Below are 24,651 nucleotides of genomic sequence, written 5' to 3'. Positions count from 1 at the left end.
TGAGGCCAGCCCACGCAAGGGGCCGGCGGTTTACTTGCCGATTGCTTCCAGCACAGCCTCACCCAGCTGCGCCGGGCTTTCGGCCACGACGATGCCGGCGCTGCGCATGGCTTCGATCTTGTCCTCGGCACCTCCTTTGCCGCCGGCAACAATCGCGCCCGCGTGGCCCATGCGGCGGCCCGGAGGCGCCGTGCGGCCGGCGATGAAACCGGCAACGGGCTTCTTGCGGCCCCTCTTGGCCTCATCCGCCAGGAACTGCGCGGCTTCTTCCTCGGCCGAGCCGCCGATCTCGCCGATCATGATGATCGACTCGGTCTCGTCATCGGCCAGGAACCATTCCAGCACGTCGATATGCTCGGTGCCTTTGATCGGGTCGCCGCCTATGCCCACGCAGGTGGACTGGCCCAGACCCACATCGGTGGTCTGCTTGACCGCCTCATAGGTCAGGGTGCCGGAACGCGACACGACGCCGACCGAGCCGCGCTTGTGGATGTGGCCGGGCATGATGCCGATTTTGCAGGCGTCGGGCGTGATGACGCCGGGACAGTTCGGGCCGATCAGGCGCGATTTGCTGCCTTCCAGCGCGCGCTTCACCTTCATCATGTCCAGAACCGGGATGCCTTCGGTGATGCAGACGATCACTTCCATCTCGGCGTCGATGGCTTCGAGGATCGAATCCGCGGCAAACGGAGGCGGCACATAGATCACGGTGGCGTTGGCTTCGGTCACGTGCTTGGCTTCGTGGACCGAGTTGAACACGGGCAGGTCGAGATGGGTCATCCCGCCTTTGCCCGGGGTCACACCGCCGACCATCTTGGTGCCATAGGCGATGGCCTGTTCAGAGTGGAATGTGCCCTGCGAGCCGGTAAAGCCCTGACAGATCACTTTGGTATTTTCGTCGATGAGGACTGCCATTTGGCGTTCTCCTGTTTTCGGCGGGATCTGACCCGCCAGCATTCATCGGAATGGCGGGCCGCGACCCGCCCTGATTTATCGGGTTCAGCCTTTGACTGCCTTCACGATCTTCTCGGCACCGTCTTTCAGGTTGTCCGCCGCGATCACGTCCAGGCCAGAGGTGTTGATGATCTCTTTGCCTTTCTCGACATTCGTGCCTTCCAGACGCACGACCAGCGGAACCTGCAGGCCAACCTCTTTCACTGCGGCGACTACGCCCTCGGCGATGACGTCACAGCGCATGATGCCGCCGAATATGTTGACCAGGATGCCTTTGACATTCGGGTCGCTGGTGATGATCTTGAACGCCTCGGTCACTTTCTCTTTGGTGGCGCCGCCGCCGACGTCGAGGAAGTTGGCAGGCTCGGCACCGTACAGCTTGATGATGTCCATCGTCGCCATCGCCAGACCCGCGCCGTTGACCATGCAGCCGATCTCGCCGTCCAGCGCGATGTAGTTCAGGTCGTATTTGCTGGCTTCCAGCTCCTTGGGGTCTTCCTCAGTGGTGTCGCGCAGTTCGGCGATGTCGGGGTGGCGGTAGACCGCGTTGCCGTCAAAGCTCAGCTTGGCGTCCAGCACCTTGAGGTCGCCGCCTTCGGCCACGATCAGCGGGTTGATCTCCAGCATCTCCATGTCCTTCTCGACGAAGGCTTTGTAGAGGATGCCCATCAGGCGCACGCATTGCTTGACCTGCGCCCCTTCCAGACCCAGCGAGAACGCGATGCGGCGGCCGTGATACGGCTGGTACCCAGTGGCCGGGTCAACCGAGAAGGACAGGATTTTCTCGGGTGTCGCTGCGGCTACTTCTTCGATGTCCATGCCGCCTTCGGTCGAGCACACGAACGAGATGCGGCTGGTCTGGCGGTCCACCAGCAGGGCCAGGTACAGCTCGCGCTCGATGCCCGAACCGGCCTCGATGTACACGCGGTTGACCTGCTTGCCTACGGGGCCGGTCTGGTGGGTGACCAGCGTGCGGCCCAGCATCTTCTTGGCTTCTTCGGCGGCTTCTTCCACCGATTTGGTCAGACGGACACCGCCTTTTTCACCGGCATCGGCTTCTTTGAAGTGACCTTTGCCGCGGCCGCCCGCGTGGATCTGTGCCTTGACCACCCAAAGGGGGCCGTCCAGTTCACCGGCGGCTGTTTTGGCTTCCTCGGCGCGCAGAACTGCACGTCCGTCGGAGACCGGAGCGCCATAGCTGCGAAGAAGAGCCTTGGCCTGATATTCGTGAATGTTCATCGAAACTGTCCCGTCTGACTGCGATTAGATCGTTATAGGGGTGTCTAGCGGCAAAAATTAAAGGGTTTTCTGCTGCGATCGCGCTATTTGCCGAAGATTTTCAGCATTTGTGATCACACATTTTCGGGGTGTGATCACAAACAAACCGGTGCCAAAAAATGATTCGAGCGAGTCAGAATAGGCTTTGAAAACATATTCGAAGACCGTGTTCGCACCCCGTTTGCGCCAACATTTCCGGTCGCGTTCGAAGCGGCGGGACCGGACCTGCCAGGCCTTCGGGGCTTGGCGCATTCTCGCAGGCTGGCTAGTCTGACCGGGCCTGTGCGGGTCCGGTTGGGTCGGGCAGGTCAAACATGAACAAGCTCCGAGCAGATGACAGTGCCGAACCCAGATTTCCCCGATGTCATGACCTGGATCTTCGACGGATCCGGCAAAGCCGTATCACTGGACGCCGATGAATTTGCCAGCTGGATACCGGCTGGATCGGAGGGGCAGTTCGCTTGGCAACACCTGAGGCTGGAAGCGCCAGGCACGGCTCCGCTTCTACGCGCCGGCGGGCTTGATGAGTTCGTGATCGACGCTCTGACGGCGGACGAGACCCGGCCCCGCTGTACCGTCCATGGCGATGGCGTAATCCTGAACCTGCGCGGAGTGAACCTGCAAGAAGGGCAACCGCCCGAGGACATGATCTCGGTCAGGCTGTGGTTGACGGAGAACAAGATCATCGGTGTCTGGCGCCGCCCCTTGGATGCGGTTGCGGACATGCTGGCGGCCATCGACCGCGGGCAGGCACCGAAGTCGCCGGGTGACTTCGTCGCGCGCTTGGCCTTGCGGCTGGCAGATAGGGCCGAACCTTCGATCACTGATCTGAACGAACGTGTGGATGACCTCGAGGAGGCGCTTCTCGAGGCGAATGCCGAGATTTCCCGGGCCGAGCTGGCGGCGATCCGCAGGTCCTCCATCGTGCTGCGCCGGTATCTGGTCCCTCAGCGCGACGCGCTGACGACGCTCGAGATCGAAGACGTGCCGTGGCTGCAGGCTCACGACCGGTCGCGGTTGCGCGAAGCCTCGGAGCGCATCTACCGGATCGGCGAGGATTTGGCGGCCGTGCGGGAACGGGTTCAGATCATACACGATCAGCTGATGGATGAACGGGCCGAACGTATGAACAACCGTATGCTCGTGCTGTCAGTGGTCAGCGCTGTCTTTCTGCCGTTGGGGCTAGTGGCGGGTGTTCTGGGGATCAATGTCGGCGGCATTCCCGGCGCCGAAAGTCCGCATGCGTTCTGGGTCGTTTGCGCCTTGCTGGTCGCACTTGGCGGGATGCTTCTGGGAGTAGCCAGGTGGCTTGGGATGTTCCGATAGAACTCGAGGGCAAAAAAGAAATGCCCCACCGGTTGGAACCAGCGGGGCAGGGTGTCATGCGTTTGGCCGGATATTTGGTGGGGTCCAAAGATCCGATCAATGTATCAGGCCAATGAGCTGTCGATGCCCTTGCAGGCCTCGATCAGACCTTTTACGGCGTTGACCGAGTTGTCGAAACCGGCCTGCTCTTCGTCATTGAGCTGGATGTTGACGACCTTTTCGATGCCGCCGGCGCCGATCACGGTCGGGACGCCCACATACATGCCCTTCACGCCCAACTCGCCATCGCAATAGGCGGCGCAGGGCAGAACGCGCTTCTGGTCTTTCAGATAGGCTTCGGCCATCTCGATCGCCGAGGTTGCAGGCGCGTAGTAGGCCGATCCGGTCTTCAGCAGGCCGACGATCTCGGCGCCGCCGTCACGGGTGCGCTGTACGATGGCGTCCAGCTTCTCCTGCGTGGTCCAGCCCATCTTGACCAGATCGGGCAGCGGGATGCCCGCAACGGTCGAATAACGAACCGACGGTACCATCGTGTCGCCATGGCCGCCCAGAACAAAGGCGGTGACGTCTTTCATCGATACGTCGAACTCTTCGGCCAGGAAGTGGCGGAAACGGGCCGAGTCCAGCACGCCGGCCATGCCGCAGACCTTGTTGTGGGGCAGGCCCGAGAATTCGCGCAGCGCCCAGACCATCGCGTCCAGCGGGTTGGTGATGCAGATGACGAAGGCGTCGGGTGCATTGGCGGCGATGCCCTCACCGACCGACTTCATGACCTTCAGGTTGATGCCCAGCAGGTCATCGCGGCTCATGCCCGGCTTGCGCGGCACGCCGGCGGTCACGATGCAGACATCGGCACCGGCGATGTCCTCGTAGGATTGGGTGCCCTTCAGCTTGGCGTCAAAGCCCTCGGACGGGCCGGATTCGGCGATGTCCAGCGCCTTGCCTTCCGGGATGCCCTCGGCGATGTCGAACAGAACGACATCCCCCAGTTCCTTCATTGCTGCGAGGTGGGCAAGCGTGCCCCCGATCTGACCTGCGCCGATCAGCGCGATCTTGGGTCTGGCCATTTGGATTGTCTCCGGTCGGTTTTGAAATCGCGGTTTTGCTAGTCGCTAAAACGCCGTTGCGCAAGGGTTCTGCGGCGCGGCATGCGACCGCATACCGTTTGCCTGCCCCCCGCCGGTTGCGCTAAACCACCCGCAGGACAAGCCGTTTCGGGGCCGCCGCATGGTTGAATTGAACCTGATGTTTTTTGTCGTGGCGATCCCGGCCGTGATCTTTGCGGGCATTTCCAAGGGCGGCTTCGGCTCGGGCGTGGCTTTTGCGTCGTCGTCGATTCTGGCGTTGATCCTTGATCCGGGGCAGGCGCTAGCGCTGATGTTGCCGATCCTGATGGTGATCGACCTGGCCACCCTGCGCCCCTACTGGAAACGCTGGAGCTGGCCCGACGCGCGTCTGCTGATGCTGGGGGCGGTGCCGGGCGTGGCGCTGGGCGCGCTACTGTACCGGGCGACCGACGAAGACCTACTGCGCCTGCTGATCGGCGGAATCTCGGTGGGCTTCGTGGTCTGGCATGTGGCGCAATCCCGCGGTTGGGTGCGCGGTTTCGCCAACCGCCTGCCGCTCCCGGCCGGGCTGTTCGCGGGGCTGGTCGCCGGGTTCACCAGCTTCGTCAGCCACGCCGGCGGCCCGCCCGCCGCCGTCTACCTGCTGTCGCAACGCCTGACGAAGACCGAGTTCCAGGCCACCACCGTGCTGGTCTTCTGGGTTATAAACATCGCCAAGTTCGTCCCCTACGCCTATCTGGGCATGTTCACCCTGCAGACCGCCTGGGTCGACCTGCTGCTGACCCCCTTCGCCATCCTCGGCGCCTGGCTGGGCGTTCGCGCCCACTGGATGATGTCCGAGCGGCTTTTTTTCGGCATTGCCTATGTGCTGCTGACCCTGACCGGGTCAAAGCTGATCTGGGACGCGCTGACCTGATCCTCAGGTGTTCGGCGGCAGAGCTTCGGCCAGCGTCTCATAGCCTTCGCCCGCGGCCACCAGACAGGTCAGCCCGTTGGGCAGGGTCACGGTGATCGTCCAGGTGCCGGTTTCGTCCGAGGCAAAGACCTCCATCACCGCCCCCTGTTGCGCCATGCCGATGCCGCGCCGGGTCTCGCCATAGGTCTCGGCCAACCGCTGCAGCACGTCCGGCCGGGGCGCACAGTTCGGCGTCTGCGCCTGTACCTGCTGTGCCGCCAGCACCATGATACCCAGCCCCATCGTCATCTGAAACAACCGCTGGTTCATCTCCGGCCCCCTTTGCCTATTGTCCGGACCAAGGCTGCCGGAACCCTCTGCAATTGCTGTAAAACCACCGCGCGTTGCGTCACATGCTGCAATGCGGCGATTTTGGCCTTGAAGTTTCCGGTAAAAAATGCCCCATTCTGCGCAACTTTATTTCAACGAGAGGTTCCCATGGACCCCCGCCAGCGCCCCTACCGATCCGTTCTTTACATTCCCGGCTCCAAGGAACGGGCGCTCGACAAGGCGTGCACGCTGCCGGTCGATGCCATCATTTTCGATCTGGAGGACGCGGTTGCCGCCGATGAAAAAGAGAACGCACGCGAAACGCTCAAGGCCGCGCTGGCGACGGGCGGATACGGCCCACGCGTCCAGATCGTTCGAATCAACGGTCTGGACACCGACTGGGGCCGTGCCGATGCCGAGGCCGTACGCGAGATGGATGCCGACGTGGTGCTGCTGCCCAAGGTCAACTCGGCCGCCGACGTGGATGCGCTGGCCGCGATCACCGGCGACCTGCCGATCTGGGCGATGATGGAAACCCCGCGCGGGATGCTGAACGCGGCCGAGATCGCGGCGCATCCGCTGATGGCGGGTTTTGTCTTGGGCACCAATGATCTGGCGAAAGAATTGCAGACCCGCTTCCGCCCTGACCGCCTGCCGCTGATGACCTCGCTTGGCCTGTGCCTGCTGGCCGCCAAGGCCGAGGGGCTGGTGATCGTCGATGGCGTCTACAACGCCTTCAAGGATACCGAAGGTCTGGCTGTCGAATGTGCGCAGGGCCGCGACATGGGCTTTGACGGCAAGACCCTGATCCACCCCGCGCAGGTCGAGACCGCCAACACCGCCTTCGCTCCCTCAGAGGCCGAGATCGACCTGGCCCGCCGACAGATCGCCGCTTTCGAAGAGGTCGAGGCCAAGGGGCAAGGCGTTGCCGTGGTCGATGGCAAGATCGTGGAAAACCTGCACGTTGTAACTGCCCGCGAAATTCTGGCAAAAGCAGAGGCGATATCAGCTTTGCAAGCGGGGTAAGCCAGCATGGGCTTCGTTCTTCTCATTCTCGGTGTGGCGCTTTGGTGGGCCGCGCATCTGTTCAAACGCCTGATGCCCGCGCGCCGCGCGGCCATGGGCGATGCCGGAAAGGGCGCCGTCGCGGGCGCGCTGGTCGTGTCGATCCTGCTGATGATCTTCGGCTATCGCATGACCGATTTCATCCATGTCTGGGCACCGCCCAGCTTCATGATTCACATCAACAACCTGCTGGTGCTGATCGCCATCTGGATGATGAGCCCTGCCGGAACCAAGGGCCGACTGCTGAACAAGGTGCGTCACCCGATGCTGGGCGGGTTCAAGCTCTGGGCCTTTGCGCATCTGCTGGTCAATGGTGATCTGGCGTCGATCATCCTGTTCGGCGGCCTGTTGGCTTGGGCCGTGGTCGAAGTGATCGTCATCAACAAGTCCGAGCCCGACTGGACCCCGGGCGAGCCCGGAACGCTGGGCAAGGACGCGATGTTCTTCGTGGCCTCGATCGTGCTGCTGGGCATCATCGGCTACATTCATGGGCTGGTCGGCCCGTCTCCGTTCCCGGGCTAGGCAGGTGATGTGATGGCAAAACTTTATCGACTGCTGACTGAAGAGGATACCTCGGACTTCTGCCATAAGGTGTCCGAGGCGCTGGCCAAAGGGTGGGAGCTGCACGGCTCTCCGGCTTATGCGTTCGACCCGTCCACCAGCAAGATGCGCTGTGCGCAGGCTGTGACCAAGGAGGTCGCGGCCGACTATTCCCCCGACATGAAACTGGGACAGCAATAATGGCAAAGACCAATTCGGGCCGCTTTTTCGAGGATTACTCCATCGGGCAGGTGCTGCACCACGCGGTGCCGCGCACCGTGACGGTGGGCGAGCGCGCGCTCTATCATGCGCTCTATCCCGCGCGCCACGCGCTCTATTCCTCGGACGAGTTCGCCCGGAGCTGCGGCCTGCCGCAAAGCCCGATCGACGATCTGGCGGCGTTCCATGTGGTGTTCGGCAAGACGGTGCCGGACATCTCGCTGAACGCGGTCGCCAATCTGGGCTATGCCGAGGGTCGCTGGCTGCAGCCGGTCTATCCCGGTGACACCTTGCGGTCGGAATCCGAGGTCATCGGCCTCAAGCAGAATTCGAACGGCAAGACCGGGGTGGTCTGGGTGCGCACGCGCGGGCTGAACCAGCGCGACGAGGTGGTCATCGAATACGTGCGCTGGGTGATGGTGCGGAAATCGAACCTTGATGTGCCGGCGCCCGAAACCGTGCTGCCGGACCTGAAAAAAGCGCTGGAACCCGGCGACCTCGTGGTGCCGGGCGGGCTGGATTTCAGCAAATACGACTTTGCTCTGGCCGGTGAACCGCACCGCTGGGGAGACTACCAGATCGGCGAAACCATCGACCATGTCGACGGCGTGACCGTGGAAGAGGCCGAACACATGCTGGCCACCCGCCTGTGGCAGAACACCGCCAAAGTGCATTTTGACCTGACCTTCCGCCCCGATGGGCGGCTGATCTATGGCGGCCATGTGATCTCGATGGCGCGCGCGCTGTCGTTCAACGGGCTGGCCAATGCGCAGATGATCGTCGGTTTGAACGGCGGGGCCCATGCCAACCCTTGTTTCGCGGGCGACACCATCAAGGCGTGGTCCGAAGTGCTGGACAAGGCCGAAACCGGCGTGCCCGGCGTGGGTGCGATCCGGTTGCGACTGGTGGCGACCAAGGGCGGCGAGCCCTTTGCGCTGCGCGGCCCGGATGGAAAATACAGCCCCGACGTCCTGCTGGATCTGGACTATTGGGCGCTGATGCCGACCTGAGCCGGCTGACCCCCACAGTCTTGTGATTCCGACCGGGCCGAACCGTGCTAGGTTCGGCTCATGTCTTTTCTGCGTATCCTTGCTGCTGCACTTTGCTTTGCCCGCCCGACGCTGGCCTGCGATCTGGCGCTGGCGCTGGCCGTGGATGTGTCCGGCTCGGTCGACAGTTCGGAATACCGCATCCAGATGGATGGCCTGGCGGCCGGACTGCGCGATCCGGTCGTGTCCGAGGCGCTGGTGCGCGGCCAAGCCCGGTTGATGCTGGTGCAATGGACCGGGACCTCGCGGCAGCGGATCACCATCCCCTGGACCAAAATTGACGGGTTCGACGCACTGGATGCGTTTGCCGCAAAAGTGTCTGCCGATCCGCGTGTCTGGCGGAACTTTTCGACCGCGATCGGTGAGGCGCTGGAAATGACCGTGAACAGCTTTCTCGAGGTGCCCGAATGCAAGCGTCACCTGATTGACATCTCGGGGGACGGCGTCTCGAACGAAGGGGTCGAACCCACCGAGATCCGGGACCTTTTGCGCCGTCAGGGGATTACGGTGAACGCAATTGCGATCGAGGAGAGCGAACCAGACCTGACGGCCTATTTCTTTGAAAACGTCATAGTCGGCGAAGGGGCCTTCGTCGTATCGGCTGCCGGTTTCAAGGACTATCCCGAACGGATCCGGAAAAAACTTCTGCGTGAAGTCACGCGGCAGACTGCCGATCTGCGCTGAGCGCAGAAAGATTCGTGATCACATTGCTTGACCCTTGAAAACGCTAACATTGGAGGGTTGGAATGCATTTTGTGATCACGAGAATATTTTGTGTGATCACGTTTCCGAATTATCGGCCGAATTGCGGGTGATTTGATCTTTTTTGCACGCGCAGCGCGTGACAGGGTCGCAAAATGGAGTAAAAACTTCGGTAGCCAACCTCAAAAGGAGCCGCCATGGCCGATGTCAATCGGGGGAACCGCCCGCTATCGCCGCATCTGTCGATCTATCGTCCGCAGTTGACCTCTGTCACTTCCATCCTGACCCGGATCACCGGCAACGCCATGTTGGTGGCCGCGCTGTTGATCGTCTGGTGGTTCCTGGCCGCAGCCACGTCGCCCGAAGCCTTTGATCGCGCCAATGGTGTGATCACGTCGCTCCTCGGGGACTTGGTCATGGCACTGTCGCTTTGGGGTCTTTGGTACCACACGCTTGCCGGCATCCGGCACCTGATCTGGGACAACGCGATCGGACTGGATATCCCGACAGCCTACAAGCTGGGCTGGGCGGTTGTGATCGGCTCGTTCGTGCTGACTTTCCTGACACTGTTGATCGTTGCCTGAGGGAGGCTGACATGCGTTATCTTACCGACCGCAAACGCGCCGTAGGCCTGGGATCGGCCAAGTCGGGCACCGAACATTTTTGGGCGATGAAGGTCAGCTCGGTTGCGCTGCTGATCCTTGTCCCGCTTTTTGTCTTCACATTCGGCCCCACGCTGGGACAGCCCTTTGACGTGGTGCTGGACTACTACTCGCGACCATTCCCGGCGATCGTGGCGGCCCTGACGCTGGCCGTCGGGTTCAAGCATTTCGCTGATGGTGCCCAGGTGATGATCGAGGACTATGTGCACGGCACAATGGAAAAGGTTCTGATCATTCTCGTGAAGTGTCTGTCATATGGCGCCGCGGCCGCAGGTATCTTCGCCGTCGCCCGCATTGCCCTCTAACACCCCGGAGCTGAATGAAATGGCTGCTTACGAATACGAAACGCACGAATATGACGTGGTCGTGGTCGGCGCCGGTGGGGCCGGTCTGCGTGCCACGCTGGGCATGGCCGAACAAGGTCTGCGCACCGCTTGCGTAACCAAGGTTTTTCCGACCCGCTCGCACACTGTTGCGGCGCAGGGTGGCATTGCGGCGTCGCTGTCGAACATGGGCCCCGACCATTGGCAGTGGCACATGTATGACACCGTAAAGGGCTCGGACTGGCTGGGCGACACCGACGCGATGGAATACCTGGCGCGCGAAGCACCCAAGGCCGTCTATGAGTTGGAGCATTACGGTGTGCCGTTCTCGCGCACCGAAGAAGGCAAGATCTACCAGCGCCCCTTTGGTGGCCACACGACCGAATTCGGTGAGGGCCCCGCAGTTCAGCGTACCTGTGCCGCTGCCGACCGGACCGGTCACGCGATCCTGCACACGTTGTACGGGCAGTCACTGAAGAACAATGCGGAATTCTACATCGAATATTTCGCCATTGACCTGATCATGTCCGAAGACGGCCAGTGCCAAGGCGTTGTCTGCTGGAAGCTGGACGACGGCACCATGCATGTCTTCAACGCCAAGATGGTGGTTCTGGCCACGGGCGGTTACGGCCGCGCCTATTTCAGCGCGACCTCGGCCCACACCTGCACCGGCGACGGCGGCGGCATGGTGGCCCGTGCCGGCCTGGCCTTGCAGGACATGGAGTTCGTGCAGTTTCACCCGACCGGCATCTACGGCTCGGGCTGCCTGATCACCGAAGGCGCCCGCGGCGAAGGCGGATATCTGACCAACTCGGAAGGTGAACGGTTCATGGAGCGCTACGCGCCCCAATACAAGGACCTCGCACCGCGCGACTATGTCTCGCGTTCGATGACCATGGAAATCCGCGAAGGGCGCGGCGTCGGTCCCGAAGGCGACCATATTCACCTGAACCTGAGCCATCTTCCGGCCGAAGCCCTGCACGAGCGTTTGCCGGGCATCTCGGAAAGCGCAAAGATCTTCGCCGGCGTGGATGTCACCAAGGAACCGATCCCGGTTCTTCCGACCGTGCACTACAACATGGGCGGTATTCCGACCAACTATTGGGGCGAGGTGTTGAACCCGACCGCCGACGATCCGAACGCCGTCGTGCCCGGCCTGATGGCCGTCGGCGAAGCCGGTTGCGCGTCGGTTCACGGAGCGAACCGGTTGGGGTCGAACTCATTGATCGACCTCGTGGTCTTTGGCCGTGCGGCGGCGATCCGGGCCGGCAAGGTCGTCGACCCCGAAACGCCCAACCCGGTCCTGAACCAGGCCTCGGTCGACAAGGCGTTTGATCGGTTCGATGCGGTGCGCAATGCCAGCGGCGCAATCCCGACGGCCGATCTGCGGCTTGAGATGCAGAAAACCATGCAGGCGGATGCTGCGGTGTTCCGGACAGCCAAGACCCTGGCCGAAGGGGTCGAGAAGATGACTGCAATCGCTGCCAAGATGGAGGACATCAAGGTCACGGATCGCAGCCTGATCTGGAACAGCGACTTGATGGAGACGCTGGAACTGACCAACCTGATGCCCAACGCGCTTGCCACAATCGTCGGCGCCGAAGCGCGGAAGGAATCCCGCGGCGCTCATGCACATGAAGACTTCACCGAGCGCGATGACGAAAACTGGCGTGTTCACACCGTGTCCCGGGTTGACGGGAACAAGGTCGAACTCAGCTATCGCCCGGTCATCGTCGATCCGCTGAGCACCGAGGCTGAAGGCGGTATCAGCCTTGAAAAGATCGCGCCCAAGGCGCGGACATTCTGAGGAGAGGAACACATGGTCCAACTGACCCTCCCTACGAATTCCCGGATTACGACGGGCAAGACCTGGCCGAAGCCGGAAGGCGCGAGCAACGTGCGTAAGTTCCAGATCTACCGCTGGAATCCGGATGACGGGCAAAACCCTCGGGTCGACACCTATTTCGTCGACATGGACGATTGCGGGCCGATGGTTCTGGATGCGCTGATCTACATCAAGAACAAGGTCGACCCGACCCTGACCTTCCGCCGGTCGTGCCGCGAGGGGATCTGCGGTTCCTGCGCGATGAACATCGACGGGATCAACACGTTGGCCTGTATCTACGGCATGGACGAGATCAAGGGCGACGTGAAGATCTACCCGCTGCCGCACATGCCGGTGGTCAAGGACCTGATCCCGGATCTGACACATTTCTATGCGCAGCACGCTTCGATCATGCCGTGGCTGGAGACCAAGACCAACCGCCCTGCAAAAGAATGGAAGCAGTCGATCGAAGACCGAAAAAAACTGGATGGTCTTTACGAATGCGTCATGTGCGCCAGCTGCTCGACCTCGTGCCCCAGCTATTGGTGGAATGGCGACCGGTACCTTGGCCCCGCCGCGCTGCTGCACGCCTATCGCTGGATCATCGACAGCCGCGACGAGGCCACGGGCGAGCGTCTGGATCAGCTTGAGGATCCGTTCAAGCTGTATCGGTGCCATACGATCATGAACTGCGCAAAGACCTGTCCCAAGGGTCTGAACCCGGCCAAGGCGATTGCCGAGATCAAGAAGATGATGGTCGAACGCGCAGTTTGACCGATGACGACCAACGTGCTTGCCGCGTTGCGGCAAGTGCATGGCCCACATGCGAAATCATTGGATGTGGGCCGCCCCGGCCAAGACTATGTTCGGTATCGGGGAGGAGTGACGGATTGGAAACAGGATCACTCCGATGAAGAACGAATCCAAAAAAACAGACGCAGCCAAAGCCTTGGAATATCTTGAGCAAGCCTGGGCCTATTATGAGCCTGAGCGGGTCAAGCCTGCAAAAGATGCAGAGCCGGAGCTGTTTGAATACGCCAACGCGGCCTGAGTTTTCCAAGCCAAGTCTTGAGTCCCGGCGCATATTGCGCGAAGCAGGGGAATGCCTGTTCTTCTGCTTCTGCTCGGCGCCGGCGTGTTCGCCTATTTCGTCTGGCGTTCACGCACGTCTTCTTTGACCCGGGACTGCCGGTGGCGGCAGCACAGGCAAGCCGGCACGTGGAGTTGTGCGTATTGCGGGGCGGTTTCCGTCTCCGAGACGCAGCCCACGCGATGCGAACGGAAATAAGCCTTTTTACCTGAGGGAAACGGGGTTTTCCCAAAGGTCATTCTGGGTCAATCTGCGCAAAACAGCGGAAAGATGCAGAATGCCAAATCCTCCTTCGGATGCCGCCGCCCGCCGCGGGATCGTTCCGGTCATTTGCTACCCAAATGACACCCTGCCCAGCGTTGACCTTGACCTGCTGCTGGACGCCCGAAAGAGCGCGCGAAAGACAGCCGAAGTTCTGGTGCCGCCACGTGATGCCCGTTGCTTTGAGGTGCCGGCCGGACACTTCTTTCGGATCACCTCGGTCGAAGGCCCGCAGGTCGGCGACCTGAACCTGTGGAACCTGCATGACCTGAACGAACGTTTCTATTCGGGCAAGACGCGTGCATTGCATGGCACCCATGTCACGACCGGCGAGCGGCTATGGTCCAGCTTTCCCTTTCTGCGCCCGCTGGCCACGATTGTTGCGGACACCTTGGACTGGTACGGAATCGATCAATACGGCGGGTCGGTGCATGACGTGATCGGAACGCGTTGCGATCCCTATACTGGAAACCTGCTGTCGGGAACTCAGTACCATCATTGCTGCCACTCCAACCTGACCCGGGCGCTGGCTGACCATACTGGTCTGGAAATACCGGTAGCCGAGCGTTTGGTTCACGACGTGTTGAACGTATTCATGTGCACCGGCTTTACCCGCGATACGGGGCAGTATTTCATGAAGGCTTCACCGGTTCGACCGGGTGACTACTTGGAGTTCTTCGCGGAAATCGACCTTCTGGGTGACCTCAGCGCCTGTCCGGGTGGGGATTGCTCGTCCGAGCACTCGTCGGATACCGCCGCCTGTCACCCGCTGTTGGTCGAGGTTTTCGAACCTGCCGAACGCACGCTGAGCGGATGGCAAAGTCCAGCGCCCAATGGCTATGACCGTACGCATGGGCGCTGAGGCCCGGGGGTGGTGACCCGGGCCGGTTTGTGTCAGGCGTTCGGGAAGGCGGCCTGCAGCGCAATTTCCACCATGTCACCAAAGCTGCTCTGGCGCTCGGACGAGGGCAGAGCCTCGCCGGTCAGAAGGTGATCGGACACGGTCAGAACCGCCAAGGCCCGGCATTTGTGCCGCGCGGCAAGGATATAGAGCTCGGCTGCCTCCATTTCGACACCCAGGATTCCGTGACGCACCATCTGTTCGTTCAGGTCGGGGCGTTCGTCATAGAAAACGTCAGACGAGTAGATGCCGCCGATATGGGTTGCCGTGCCCTTGGCCTCGGCTGCCTTGGCGGCGGCCTGCAGCAGGTCCCAATCTGCACAAGGCGCAAAGTTGAGCTCTTTCATGATGCCCCGGGACGGAGTGCTGAGCGTCGTTGACGTCATGGCCAGGATAACATCCCGGACCTTCACGTTTTCCTGCATGCCGCCGCAAGACCCGATGCGGATCAGGGTTTTTGCACCGTAGTCCCGGATCAGTTCATTTACGTAAATGGACAGCGACGGCATTCCCATTCCGCTGCCCTGAATGGTGACCGGGTTTCCTTTCCATTCGCCGGTGAAACCCAGCATCCCGCGGACATCGTTGATTTGCCGCACATTGCTCAGAAAAGTTTCGGCGGCCCATTTCGCACGATACGGATCACCCGGCAAAAGCACGGTCTCGGCGATTTCGCCTTTTTCGGCGCCAATGTGAATTGTCATTTTGATACTTTTCCCGTTCAGATTTCCAGATCGGAAATATCTGCCCCGGCTTTCAGCGCTTCGTGGACCCATTTCGGTTTTCGCCCACGCCCCGTCCAGGTTTGCGCCGGATCGGCCGGATTGCGATATTTCGCTTTGGCTTTCGATCCCTTGCCGGACCGCGTGGGCTGAGACGCCAGGTCGGACAAGGAAAACCCGTAAGCGGCAGCTGCTTTTTCAGCGGCCACCAATGCTTCCTGACGCTCTCTGGCCTCAGCGTTTTCCAGCGCCTTGTCGACCTGATCGCGCAATTCAAGCAATTCCTTACGCGACAGCTTTTCCAGATTTATGCCCATTGTCGTTCTCCGTACCCACCTGATTCATTTTTTACTCATCAGGCAACGTTACGGAGAATCCCAATCAATGGCCATTCTTTAAACGAAATGGGCAATGGAATTAATTTTGGGCGATTATTCCGCGGCCAGCGTTTTTGGATCGGCCAGCAAAACGATATCCCCCATTATGGCATTCAGCTCGAAATTCTTGGGCGTATAGACCTTGGCAACACCCATTGATCTGAGACGATCCGCGTCTTCGTCCGGGATGATGCCTCCGACGACAACCGGAATATCATCCAGACCCGCTTCTCGCAGGCGTGTCATCACTTCCTGAACCAGCGGCAGATGGCTGCCGGATAGGATCGACAGGCCGATCACATGGGCTTGCTGCTCGATGGCCGAAGCCACGATTTCCTCGGGGGTCAGCCGTATGCCGTCATATGTGATGTCCATGCCGCAATCGCGGGCGCGAAAAGCGATCTGCTCGGCGCCGTTGGAATGGCCGTCCAGCCCCGGCTTGCCGACCAGGAACTTCAGACGACGCCCCAGGCGGTCGCTGACTGCATCCACGGCCGCGCGCAGGTCGTCCAAGCCTTCGGTTTTGTTCGAGACCGAGCCCGAAACGCCCGTCGGGCCGCGATAGGTGCCAAAGACGCGGCGCATCTCTTCTGCCCATTCGCCGGTGGTGACACCGGCCTTGGCCGCGGCGATCGAGGGCTCCATGATGTTGGCACCCGATTGCGCGGCGGCGCGCAGATCGGCCAGCGCCGCGATCACGGCGGCGTCATCGCGGGCGGCACGCCAGTCGTTCAGGCGATCGATCTGTTCCTGTTCGACCGCCGGATCGACGACCATGATCCCGCCATCCTCGGTCTGCAGCGGCGAGGGTTCACCCTCGGTCCAGCGGTTCACGCCGACGACGATGGTCTCATTGCGCTCGATCCGGTTGAGCCGCTCGGCGTTGGAATCCACCAGCCGCGATTTCATGTAGTCGATCGCCGCAACCGCACCGCCCATCGACTCCAGATTGGCCAGCTCGGCCCGGGCGCCCTGCTTCAGTTCCTCGACTTTGGCATCGACCACCGGGTTGCCGTCGAACAAGTCGTCATATTCCAGCAGGTCTGTCTCATAGGCCAGGATCTGCTGCATCCGCATCGACCATTGCTGGTCCCAGGGGCGCGGCAGGCCCAGCGCCTCGTTCCAGGCGGGCAGCTGCACCGCCCGGGCGCGTGCCTTTTTCGACAGGGTCACGGCCAGCATCTCGATCAAGATGCGATAGACGTTGTTTTCGGGTTGCTGCTCGGTCAGGCCCAGCGAGTTGACCTGAACGCCATAGCGGAATCGGCGGAACTTGGGGTTTTCCACGCCATAGCGCTGTTGCAGGATTTCATCCCAAAGATCGACGAAAGCCCGCATTTTGCACATTTCGGTGACAAACCGGATGCCCGCATTCACGAAGAACGAGATGCGGCCGCACAGCGCCGGAAAATCCTCGGCCGGAACGCGGGGGCGCAGCTCGTCCAAAACCGCGATGGCGGTGGCCAGCGCATAGGCGAGCTCCTGCTCGGGCGTCGCGCCGGCCTCTTGCAGGTGGTAGGAACACACGTTCATCGGGTTCCATTTCGGCACGTTCGAATAACAATACTCGGCCACGTCCGCGATCATCTTGAGCGAGGGCTTGGGCGGGCAGACATAGGTTCCACGGCTCAGGTATTCCTTGATCAGGTCATTCTGCACCGTGCCCTGCAGCTTGGACACATCGGCGCCTTGTTCCTCGGCCACCGCGATATACAGCGCCAGCAGCCAGGGGGCTGTGGCGTTGATCGTCATCGAGGTGTTCATCTGCTCCAGCGGGATCTGGTCGAACAGCACCCGCATGTCGCCGAGGTGGCAGACCGGAACTCCGACTTTGCCGACCTCGCCCCGGGCCAGGGTGTGATCACTATCGTATCCGGTCTGCGTCGGCAGATCGAAGGCCACCGACAGGCCTGTCTGCCCTTTGGCCAGATTTGACCGGTACAGCGCGTTCGAGGCCTTGGCCGTGGAATGACCGGCATAGGTTCGGATGAGCCAGGGGCGGTCTTTCTGCGTCTGCGTCATGGTCAGAGCCTCATGCGTCGATGGGTAACAATATTTCTCTCATGGGTTCTAAAGCGCAATTTTCAGCACATGTCAATTCGCTGCGTTGCGGCATGTCAGGCGTGCTGCCGATTGTGACCGCGGCGGTTTGATGGCACTGTGCCGGCATGACGCAGACCGTTGAGTTACCGATTTGGCTGTTTGTTCTGATCGTGGTGTTTGCCGCGGTCACTTTTGCCTCGCATTTCCTGTTCCCGTCGGTGCGCTGGTTCTTTCGCCGTCGGCTTGAACGGGCTGTTGAACGGTTGAACCAGCGCCTGCAACGGCCGATCCAGCCGTTCAAACTGGCCGAGCGTCATGACATGATCCAACGCCTGATCTATGACCCGCAGGTTGGTCAGGCTGTTCAGCACCACGCCGAAGAACATGGAATCCCCGAAGCGGTCGCGTTCGAGCAGGCCCGGCGCTACGCCCGGGAAATCGTCCCGTCGTTTTCGGCCTTCATGTATTTCAGCTTTGCCATTCGGTTGGCTCGATGGTTGAGCAACGCGTTCTACAATGTCCGCCTCAGCCACGAGGACGAGGCCGCATTGAAGGAGATCGATCCCAAAGCAACCGTGGTCTTTGTGATGAATCACCGGAGCAACATGGATTATGTTCTGGTGACCTATTTGGCCGCGCAACAGTCGGCGCTGTCCTATGCGGTGGGCGAGTGGGCACGGGTCTGGCCGCTCAGCCGGTTGATCCGCGCGATGGGGGCCTATTTCATCCGGCGCAAGTCCGGCAGCGAGCTCTACCGGCAGGTTCTGGCCAGCTATGTGCGCCTGGCCACCAATGCTGGTGTGACGCAGGCGATGTTCCCCGAGGGCGGTCTGAGCCTCACCGGGTCTTTGGGACGACCCAAACTGGGACTGCTGAAATACATCATCGACGGCACCAGTACCGATGGTCGCGACGTCGTGTTCGTGCCGGTTGCGCTGAACTATGACCGGGTGCTGGAGGATACGATTCTGACCGCCGCCGCGTTGGGCAGCGAACGGCGGTTCCGCGCGCGGATCGGCGTGATTACGAGGTGGAGCCTGAAACAGATATGGCGCCGTATCATCGGGCGTTACAAACGGTTCGGTCTTGCCTCGGTTCGATACGGCCTGCCCATTTCGCTGCAGGAGTTCCGCGAACAAGCCGGCCCGGACCTGATGACGGACCTGGCTCGAGAGCTGATGCGCCGGATTGGCCAGGCGATTCCTTTGGTCCCCGCGCCTGCCGCGTGCTGGCTCGTTCGCGAAAACGGCACCATCTCCGAATCTGACGTTCAGTCACGGATCGCCGAGCTGATGCGGCGGGAGGGCGCCACGGACGAAGACCTTAAAGCCATCCCACCAGCGATCGAACAACTGGTCGAACGGCGAATACTGAGCAGAAACAACGGTATGCTGTCGCCATCGGTCGAGCGGCTGGATCTGATGCAGTATTATGCGGCCTCAGCGCCCATCAGCGAAGACCCGGATGGTTCTGCGGCTGCAAAAGAAATTTCTGCAGCCGCTGGGTCATAAAATTTCAATAATGATCCAAAATGGGTTGCAAAATTACTCATTGGCCAATATTCCAGCCTATGAAGCACGCGATTCTGCGTCGCGGCGAACATGTTTGACAGAGGAGGCCACAATGGCTTTGGACACCGACGGCGGCATCGCGTCCTACGAGGCACCGGAAAAAGACCTCTATGAGATGGGTGAAATCCCTCCGATGGGATATGTGCCAAAACAGATGTATGCATGGGCCATCCGCAAAGAGCGCCACGGCGAGCCCGACACTGCGATGCAGTTGGAAGTGGTCGATGTTCCCAAGCTGGACAGCCACGAAGTTCTGGTTCTGGTGATGGCGGCGGGCGTCAACTACAACGGTGTCTGGGCCTCGCTCGGCAAGCCGATCAGCCCCTTCGATGGTCACCAGGCCCCGTATCACATCGCGGGCTCGGATGCGTCTGGCATCGTCTGGGCGGTGGGCGACAAGGTGAAACGCTGGAAGGTCGGCGACGAGGTCGTGATCCATTGCAACCAGGACGACGGCGACGATGAAGAGTGCAACGGCGGTGACCCGATGTATTCGCCCAGCCAACGGATCTGGGGCTATGAAACGCCCGATGGGTCATTTGCGCAATTCACCAATGTGCAGGCACAACAGCTGATGCCGCGCCCCAAGCACCTGACCTGGGAAGAAAGCGCCTGCTACACGCTGACGCTGGCCACCGCCTATCGGATGCTGTTCGGGCACGAGCCGCATGATCTGAAGCCGGGCCAGAACGTTCTGGTCTGGGGCGCGTCGGGTGGTCTGGGCTCTTACGCGATCCAGCTGATCAACACGGCGGGCGCCAATGCGATCGGCGTGATCTCGGACGAAAGCAAGCGTGACTTCGTCATGGGGCTGGGCGCAAAGGGCGTCATCAACCGCAAAGACTTCAACTGCTGGGGCCAGTTGCCCACGGTCAACACACCCGAATATGCCGAGTGGTTCAAGGAAGCCCGCAAATTCGGCAAGGCGATCTGGGACATCACCGGCAAGGGCGTCAATGTCGACATGGTGTTCGAACACCCCGGCGAAAGTACCTTCCCGGTCTCGACCTTTGTCGTCAAAAAAGGCGGCATGGTCGTGATCTGCGCCGGGACCACCGGCTACAACCTGACCTTTGACGTTCGGTACATGTGGATGCACCAGAAGCGTCTGCAGGGTTCGCATTTCGCGCACCTCAAGCAGGCGTCTGCTGCAAACCGGCTGATGCTGGAGCGGCGTCTCGATCCCTGCATGTCCGAAGTGTTCACTTGGAAAGAACTGCCCGAGGCGCACATGAAAATGATGCGGAACGAGCACAAGCCGGGCAACATGTCTGTCTTGGTTCAGGCCCCGCGTACGGGCATGCGGACCTTGGAAGAGGTTCTGGACGCCCGCGGTTGATCACCGCGCTTTGAAAGCAAGCGCCCGCGAATCGTTTGGACGGTTCGCGGGCGTTTTGCGTTTAGAAGATGGGATATTGTTTTTCAATGCCATGCAAATTCGGGACCCGCTGTTTTTGGGGAGTAGAAAGCAGTGAATAGGCAAGAAAACAGCGTACATGTTATGGTTGTGTTAACCCTTCGTTAACTGTTTCGGAGAGACCATGATGGCGCGAAATGAGTGGATACTGGACGTATTGTCGGACCTCAACGCCTTCGCCGTTGCGAATGGGTTGACCGCGCTGGCCGAGCAGCTTGACGACACTAGGCTGATCGCAGCGGCCGAAATTGCGTCCCTGAACGATGAGGCAAAAGCGCCGTCGAATGGGAACACAGTTCGATTTGAGCCAAGTCCTGGAGGATTTGGAAAACACCAGCACGCTTGACGAGCTGGGTGCGGTTGCTGTCCGCATCAGGGACAAACTGAAGGTCGATCACATCGTCTATCACTGGGTCGATGGCGCTGGCGATCAATATGGCTACACCACCTATCCCGATGCCTGGGCCGACCGATACCGTGAACGCAACTATCACCGAATAGATCCCGTAATCCTGGGCTGCTTCCAGCGGTTTCATCCGGTCAACTGGAAATCTCTGAACTGGTCCGGCAAGGTCGCCAAAGCCTTTCTGCAAGATGCTTTGGATCATGGTGTCGGCAATCAGGGCTATTCGATCCCAATTCGTGGACCAAATGGCCAGTTCGCGCTTTTTACGGTCAATCACAGTTGCAGCGACGAGGCTTGGGAAGCCTTCATCGTGACCTACAGCCGCGAGTTGATACTGCTCGCCCACTACTTCAACCGCAAAGCTTTGGATTTCGAGCAGGACCGCAGACCTGAATCCGCGCGCGGCCTCTCTCCGCGCGAGATCGACGCGATGACGCTTCTGGCCTTGGGCTACAGCCGGGCGCAGGTCGCGCACTCCCTGTCTATTTCCGAGCACACATTGCGTGTCTATATCGAAAGCGCCCGGTCCAAGCTGGGTGCTCTGAATACAACCCATGCCATCGCCACTGCCCTCAGCAGAGGATTAATAGTGGTTTAAGACCCGCACGAGGGCCACACGGTAAATTAACCACGACTTTGTACCCCCTTCGTTCCAGCACTGGACGACAAGGGGAAAAGTCATGCTGCGTTATGTTTACGCTGACGAGCTTCATAAATTTCCAAAATTGGCCGAGGGGATGTTTCGCGACCGCGCCGATCAATTCAAAACCCGCCTGGGATGGGATGTTCATGTCAATTCCAAAGGAGAGGAACGGGATCAGTATGATGATCTGAACCCTCTGTATGTCATCTGGGAAGAGCCGGACGGCAGTCACGGCGGCTCGCTGCGGGTATTGCCCACGACTGGCCCTGTCATGGTAAATGAGGTGTTCGGGCATCTGACCGGCGGCAGCCCAATCCGCAGCCCGCTGATCTGGGAAGTGACGCGGTTCTGCCTGTCCCGCACCGCTCATCCATACACGGCCGGGGCAATCATGCTGAGCGGGGGGGAGATCATGGAAGGCTTCGGTCTGACCCACATCGCCGGGGTCTTTGATGCAAGGATGATCCGTATCTATCGGCTGATCGGTTCCTCGCCGGTGGTCTTGGGCTCGGAGGGGGCGGGCCGTGACCAGATCTCGGTCGGTCTTTGGCCCTATTCCGCTGACGATTGCAACCGCGTGGCCGAGCGGGCGGGCATCCCGCGCGAGCTGTCGCGATTGTGGTTCAAGACGGCGTTTGGGTCCGCCGCGCGGCATCGGTTCGCACTGTCTGCCTGACGTTGAATTCCGCATCTGGCGCAGGTTGGCGCGGCCCTGTAGGGTCGCGCCATGTCTCTGCCCAAGGTTACTTTTTCCGAAGATCAGGCCGCCGCGTTCGACAGCATTGCCCAGATGCTGAAAACCGCAGGCGTCGACCTGGAAGACGATGCGCTGCTCAAGCTGCCCAGCCAGGGCGAATCGGGCGTGATGGCGGTGATCGGCAAGGCCGGGTCGGGCAAGACCCTGCTGTTGGCCGAACTCTACAAGGCGCTGGCCGAGACCGGAGTTCAGATCGTCTCGGGCGACTATGAAAGCCGCAAATCGAAGGACAAGCGCAGCCTTGCCATTCTGGCCCCGACCAACAAGGCCGCCAGCGTGTTGCGGTTGCGCGGTGTTCCGGCCACCACCATTCACCGCATTCTGTACACGCCGGTCTATGATCCGGAATACGAACGGATCGCCGAGTGGCTGGCGGGCAATGACGACCGCCCCGAGATCGAAGGCCTGACCGACGAGGCGTTGGACCGCGCGGCCGCGTTCTATGCCAACAACAAGTCCATCCCGGGTGCCCTGGCCGCCGCCGGCCTGCGCGGGTCGGATTTCATAACCGGATGGAAACGTCGCGACGAGCCGCTGGATATCGGGTTCGTCGATGAAGCCTCGATGCTGGACGACCGCCAGTTCGAGGATCTCAAAGAAATTTTTCCTACCTTGTTGCTGTTCGGCGATCCGGCACAGTTGGCACCGGTGAATCAGTCCGGGTCGATGGTGTTCGATGCTTTGCCCGAACCGCGCAAGCTGATCCTGCACCGGGTGCACCGGCAAGAGGCCGACAACCCCATTCTGGACCTGGCCCATGCGCTGGCCGATCCTGCCATGGGGTTCGAGGATTTTGAACGTCTTGTCGAGCAGACCGCCCGCACGGATGACCGTGTGGTCTGGGGCCAGCGGGTCGAGGTCGACCTGATGGCCCGCAGCCCGGTTCTGGTCTGGCGGAACGCGACGCGTATCCGGCTGATCCAGGCCTTCCGTCAGGTGCATGGCGCCCCCGAGACCGAGCTGTTGGAAGGCGAACCGTTGATCTGCGACGGGATCGAGCTGCCGCTGAAGCACCGCAAGAAACGGCTCGACCTCGAGGCGCGCGGGCTGATCAAGGGCGCGCAGGTGATCTATCTGGGGCCGGGGCGCAAGCCGGGGTTCTCGCGGCTGCATGTCATGGGGGCCGAAGACCCGCAGGTCAGCGCCGCGTCGATCGTGCAGATCGAAAAACCGGACGAGGAAGAGCCCTTCATCCCCTTTGCCGCGCGCATGGGGGCCACGTTTCTGCATGGGGCCGCCGTGACGATCCACAAGGCGCAGGGCTCGCAATGGGACACGGTGCAGGTCTTTGCCCCTGACCTTTACGCCGCCGCCCGCATGGGCCGGACCGAGGCCGGGCAACCCCTGTGGAAACGGCTGGCCTATGTGGCCATCACCCGGGCGCAAGAGCGGCTGATCTGGGTGGTGCGCAACCGGCTGTCCAAACCAAGCCACCCGCTGCGGGTTGACGACCTGCGTGCGGTCCCGGCCGCAAAACTGACGCTGGAGGCGGAGGAGACGTGAAGACGATCATTGTAACCGGGGCAAGTTCGGGCATCGGGCGGGCGACGGCCGAGCTGTTTCTGGACCAGGGCTGGAAGGTCGGCCTGTTGGCACGCAGTGCGGACAAGCTGAGCCAGATGGCCGCGACGCGCGAAAACGCCATTCCCCTGGTGGCCGACGTAACCGACCCCCAAGCGGTGTCGGCGGCGTTCGATGAATTTAAGGCGCAGGCCGGACGGTTGGATGTTCTGTTCAACAACGCGGGTATTTTCGCGCCCGCAGGCACGATCGACGAAATCGCGCTGGACGACTGGTATCAGAGCGTCAACGTGAACCTGAACGGGATGTTTCTGTGTGCCCGTGCCGCCTTTGGCGCGATGCGGCGGCAGAACCCGCAAGGTGGACGCATCATCAACAACGGCTCGATCGCGGCGCATGTGCCGCGTCCGAACTCCGTGCACTACACCGCCACCAAACACGCGATTACCGGGCTGACACGAAGCCTGTCGCTTGACGGCCGCGCCCATGGGATCGCCTGTGGGCAGATCGACATCGGAAATGCCAGAACCCAGATGGTGCAGAACCTGGTCGATACGGCGGTTGCTGAAGGGCGAGAGCCTGATCCGACGATGGCGGTCGAAGATGCCGCGCGCTCGGTCCTGCACATGGCCATCCTGCCGCCCGAAGCCAACGTCCAGTTCATGACCGTGATGGCAACGACGATGCCGTATATAGGGCGCGGGTAG

Annotated in this window: 26 protein-coding genes; 19 read left to right on the top strand and 7 right to left on the bottom strand. The window is 61.0% G+C overall.

Annotated elements, in window-relative coordinates:
• Window positions 1-30: 30 nt before the first annotated feature.
• The gene (sucD, locus tag ACR0MM_RS15120; protein WP_480697111.1) at window positions 31-915 is read right to left on the bottom strand and encodes a succinate--CoA ligase subunit alpha; all 885 of its coding nucleotides are present in this window, start codon (window positions 913-915) and stop codon (window positions 31-33) included.
• Between the two features lie 84 nt (window positions 916-999).
• On the bottom strand, window positions 1,000-2,193 hold the full coding sequence (gene sucC, locus ACR0MM_RS15115) for an ADP-forming succinate--CoA ligase subunit beta (RefSeq protein ID WP_093963486.1): 1,194 nt from the start codon (window positions 2,191-2,193) through the stop codon (window positions 1,000-1,002).
• A gap of 372 nt (window positions 2,194-2,565) precedes the next feature.
• Here sucC and ACR0MM_RS15110 point away from each other — a divergent pair, with 372 nt between their 5' ends.
• Window positions 2,566-3,558 (top strand): zinc transporter ZntB, encoded by a 993-nt coding sequence (locus ACR0MM_RS15110; protein ID WP_480697109.1) that lies wholly within the window; start codon window positions 2,566-2,568, stop codon window positions 3,556-3,558.
• Window positions 3,559-3,662: 104 nt separating this feature from the next.
• Here ACR0MM_RS15110 and mdh read toward each other — a convergent pair whose 3' ends face one another.
• Complete coding sequence (mdh, locus tag ACR0MM_RS15105; protein WP_480697107.1) at window positions 3,663-4,625, bottom strand: malate dehydrogenase; 963 nt, start codon at window positions 4,623-4,625, stop codon at window positions 3,663-3,665.
• A gap of 160 nt (window positions 4,626-4,785) precedes the next feature.
• Here mdh and ACR0MM_RS15100 point away from each other — a divergent pair, with 160 nt between their 5' ends.
• Window positions 4,786-5,541, top strand: coding sequence for a sulfite exporter TauE/SafE family protein (locus tag ACR0MM_RS15100; protein WP_480697105.1), 756 nt, complete (start codon window positions 4,786-4,788; stop codon window positions 5,539-5,541).
• A gap of 3 nt (window positions 5,542-5,544) precedes the next feature.
• On the opposite strand, the gene ACR0MM_RS15095 is transcribed toward ACR0MM_RS15100, so the two are convergent.
• On the bottom strand, window positions 5,545-5,850 hold the full coding sequence (locus ACR0MM_RS15095) for a hypothetical protein (protein WP_480697103.1): 306 nt from the start codon (window positions 5,848-5,850) through the stop codon (window positions 5,545-5,547).
• Window positions 5,851-6,018: 168 nt separating this feature from the next.
• Between ACR0MM_RS15095 and ACR0MM_RS15090 the strand changes: the two genes are divergently transcribed.
• The 11 genes from ACR0MM_RS15090 (at window position 6,019) to ACR0MM_RS15040 (ending at window position 14,448) form a co-directional block, all read left to right on the top strand.
• Window positions 6,019-6,876: an HpcH/HpaI aldolase/citrate lyase family protein gene (locus ACR0MM_RS15090; RefSeq protein ID WP_480697101.1), complete on the top strand. Its 858-nt coding sequence runs from the start codon at window positions 6,019-6,021 to the stop codon at window positions 6,874-6,876.
• Between the two features lie 6 nt (window positions 6,877-6,882).
• Complete coding sequence (locus ACR0MM_RS15085; RefSeq protein WP_170343328.1) at window positions 6,883-7,437, top strand: NnrU family protein; 555 nt, start codon at window positions 6,883-6,885, stop codon at window positions 7,435-7,437.
• Window positions 7,438-7,449: 12 nt separating this feature from the next.
• Window positions 7,450-7,656: a DUF1737 domain-containing protein gene (locus ACR0MM_RS15080; protein ID WP_170343327.1), complete on the top strand. Its 207-nt coding sequence runs from the start codon at window positions 7,450-7,452 to the stop codon at window positions 7,654-7,656.
• Window positions 7,656-8,684, top strand: a complete 1,029-nt coding sequence (locus ACR0MM_RS15075; protein ID WP_480697099.1) for a MaoC family dehydratase — start codon at window positions 7,656-7,658, stop codon at window positions 8,682-8,684. The genes ACR0MM_RS15080 and ACR0MM_RS15075 overlap by 1 nt, the downstream gene beginning before the upstream one ends.
• 60 nt (window positions 8,685-8,744) lie before the next feature.
• Window positions 8,745-9,407 (top strand): DUF1194 domain-containing protein, encoded by a 663-nt coding sequence (locus ACR0MM_RS15070; protein ID WP_480697097.1) that lies wholly within the window; start codon window positions 8,745-8,747, stop codon window positions 9,405-9,407.
• A 215-nt stretch (window positions 9,408-9,622) separates the two neighbouring features.
• The gene (gene sdhC, locus ACR0MM_RS15065) at window positions 9,623-10,009 is read left to right on the top strand and encodes a succinate dehydrogenase, cytochrome b556 subunit (RefSeq protein ID WP_170343324.1); all 387 of its coding nucleotides are present in this window, start codon (window positions 9,623-9,625) and stop codon (window positions 10,007-10,009) included.
• Window positions 10,010-10,020: 11 nt separating this feature from the next.
• A complete protein-coding gene (gene sdhD, locus ACR0MM_RS15060) occupies window positions 10,021-10,392 on the top strand; it encodes a succinate dehydrogenase, hydrophobic membrane anchor protein (RefSeq protein ID WP_093963475.1) in 372 nt (123 codons plus the stop codon).
• A 19-nt stretch (window positions 10,393-10,411) separates the two neighbouring features.
• Complete coding sequence (sdhA, locus tag ACR0MM_RS15055) at window positions 10,412-12,217, top strand: succinate dehydrogenase flavoprotein subunit (protein WP_093963474.1); 1,806 nt, start codon at window positions 10,412-10,414, stop codon at window positions 12,215-12,217.
• Between the two features lie 12 nt (window positions 12,218-12,229).
• Window positions 12,230-13,009 carry a succinate dehydrogenase iron-sulfur subunit gene (locus ACR0MM_RS15050; RefSeq protein WP_170343321.1) on the top strand — a complete coding sequence of 260 codons (780 nt, stop codon included), beginning with the start codon at window positions 12,230-12,232 and terminating at the stop codon, window positions 13,007-13,009.
• A gap of 136 nt (window positions 13,010-13,145) precedes the next feature.
• Window positions 13,146-13,286, top strand: a complete 141-nt coding sequence (locus tag ACR0MM_RS15045) for a hypothetical protein (RefSeq protein WP_170601283.1) — start codon at window positions 13,146-13,148, stop codon at window positions 13,284-13,286.
• Between the two features lie 316 nt (window positions 13,287-13,602).
• Window positions 13,603-14,448: an urea carboxylase-associated family protein gene (locus ACR0MM_RS15040; RefSeq protein WP_480697095.1), complete on the top strand. Its 846-nt coding sequence runs from the start codon at window positions 13,603-13,605 to the stop codon at window positions 14,446-14,448.
• A 32-nt stretch (window positions 14,449-14,480) separates the two neighbouring features.
• Here ACR0MM_RS15040 and deoD read toward each other — a convergent pair whose 3' ends face one another.
• The 3 genes from deoD to ACR0MM_RS15025 all read right to left on the bottom strand — a co-directional run bounded on the left by deoD (window position 14,481) and on the right by ACR0MM_RS15025 (window position 17,608).
• A complete protein-coding gene (deoD, locus tag ACR0MM_RS15035; protein ID WP_480697093.1) occupies window positions 14,481-15,191 on the bottom strand; it encodes a purine-nucleoside phosphorylase in 711 nt (236 codons plus the stop codon).
• 17 nt (window positions 15,192-15,208) lie between these two features.
• A complete protein-coding gene (locus ACR0MM_RS15030) occupies window positions 15,209-15,526 on the bottom strand; it encodes an H-NS histone family protein (RefSeq protein WP_170372229.1) in 318 nt (105 codons plus the stop codon).
• 114 nt (window positions 15,527-15,640) lie between these two features.
• The gene (locus ACR0MM_RS15025; protein ID WP_170372227.1) at window positions 15,641-17,608 is read right to left on the bottom strand and encodes a protein meaA; all 1,968 of its coding nucleotides are present in this window, start codon (window positions 17,606-17,608) and stop codon (window positions 15,641-15,643) included.
• Window positions 17,609-17,754: 146 nt separating this feature from the next.
• On the opposite strand from ACR0MM_RS15025, the gene ACR0MM_RS15020 reads away from it, so the two are divergent.
• The 6 genes from ACR0MM_RS15020 (at window position 17,755) to ACR0MM_RS14995 (ending at window position 24,651) form a co-directional block, all read left to right on the top strand.
• Window positions 17,755-19,140 (top strand): 1-acyl-sn-glycerol-3-phosphate acyltransferase, encoded by a 1,386-nt coding sequence (locus ACR0MM_RS15020; protein WP_480697091.1) that lies wholly within the window; start codon window positions 17,755-17,757, stop codon window positions 19,138-19,140.
• Between the two features lie 112 nt (window positions 19,141-19,252).
• A complete protein-coding gene (gene ccrA / locus ACR0MM_RS15015) occupies window positions 19,253-20,539 on the top strand; it encodes a crotonyl-CoA carboxylase/reductase (protein ID WP_093963466.1) in 1,287 nt (428 codons plus the stop codon).
• A 362-nt stretch (window positions 20,540-20,901) separates the two neighbouring features.
• A complete protein-coding gene (locus ACR0MM_RS15010) occupies window positions 20,902-21,621 on the top strand; it encodes a helix-turn-helix transcriptional regulator (protein ID WP_170448467.1) in 720 nt (239 codons plus the stop codon).
• An 82-nt stretch (window positions 21,622-21,703) separates the two neighbouring features.
• Window positions 21,704-22,342: an acyl-homoserine-lactone synthase gene (locus ACR0MM_RS15005; RefSeq protein WP_480697089.1), complete on the top strand. Its 639-nt coding sequence runs from the start codon at window positions 21,704-21,706 to the stop codon at window positions 22,340-22,342.
• Between the two features lie 51 nt (window positions 22,343-22,393).
• Window positions 22,394-23,926: an ATP-dependent DNA helicase gene (locus tag ACR0MM_RS15000; protein ID WP_480697087.1), complete on the top strand. Its 1,533-nt coding sequence runs from the start codon at window positions 22,394-22,396 to the stop codon at window positions 23,924-23,926.
• Window positions 23,923-24,651, top strand: a complete 729-nt coding sequence (locus ACR0MM_RS14995; protein ID WP_170365362.1) for an SDR family oxidoreductase — start codon at window positions 23,923-23,925, stop codon at window positions 24,649-24,651. The genes ACR0MM_RS15000 and ACR0MM_RS14995 overlap by 4 nt, the downstream gene beginning before the upstream one ends.

The sequence above is a fragment of the Ruegeria sp. BC6 genome (assembly GCF_056539185.1).
Note: the sequence above shows the minus strand (reverse complement) of the source record. Positions and strands in the feature narration are given on the sequence as shown.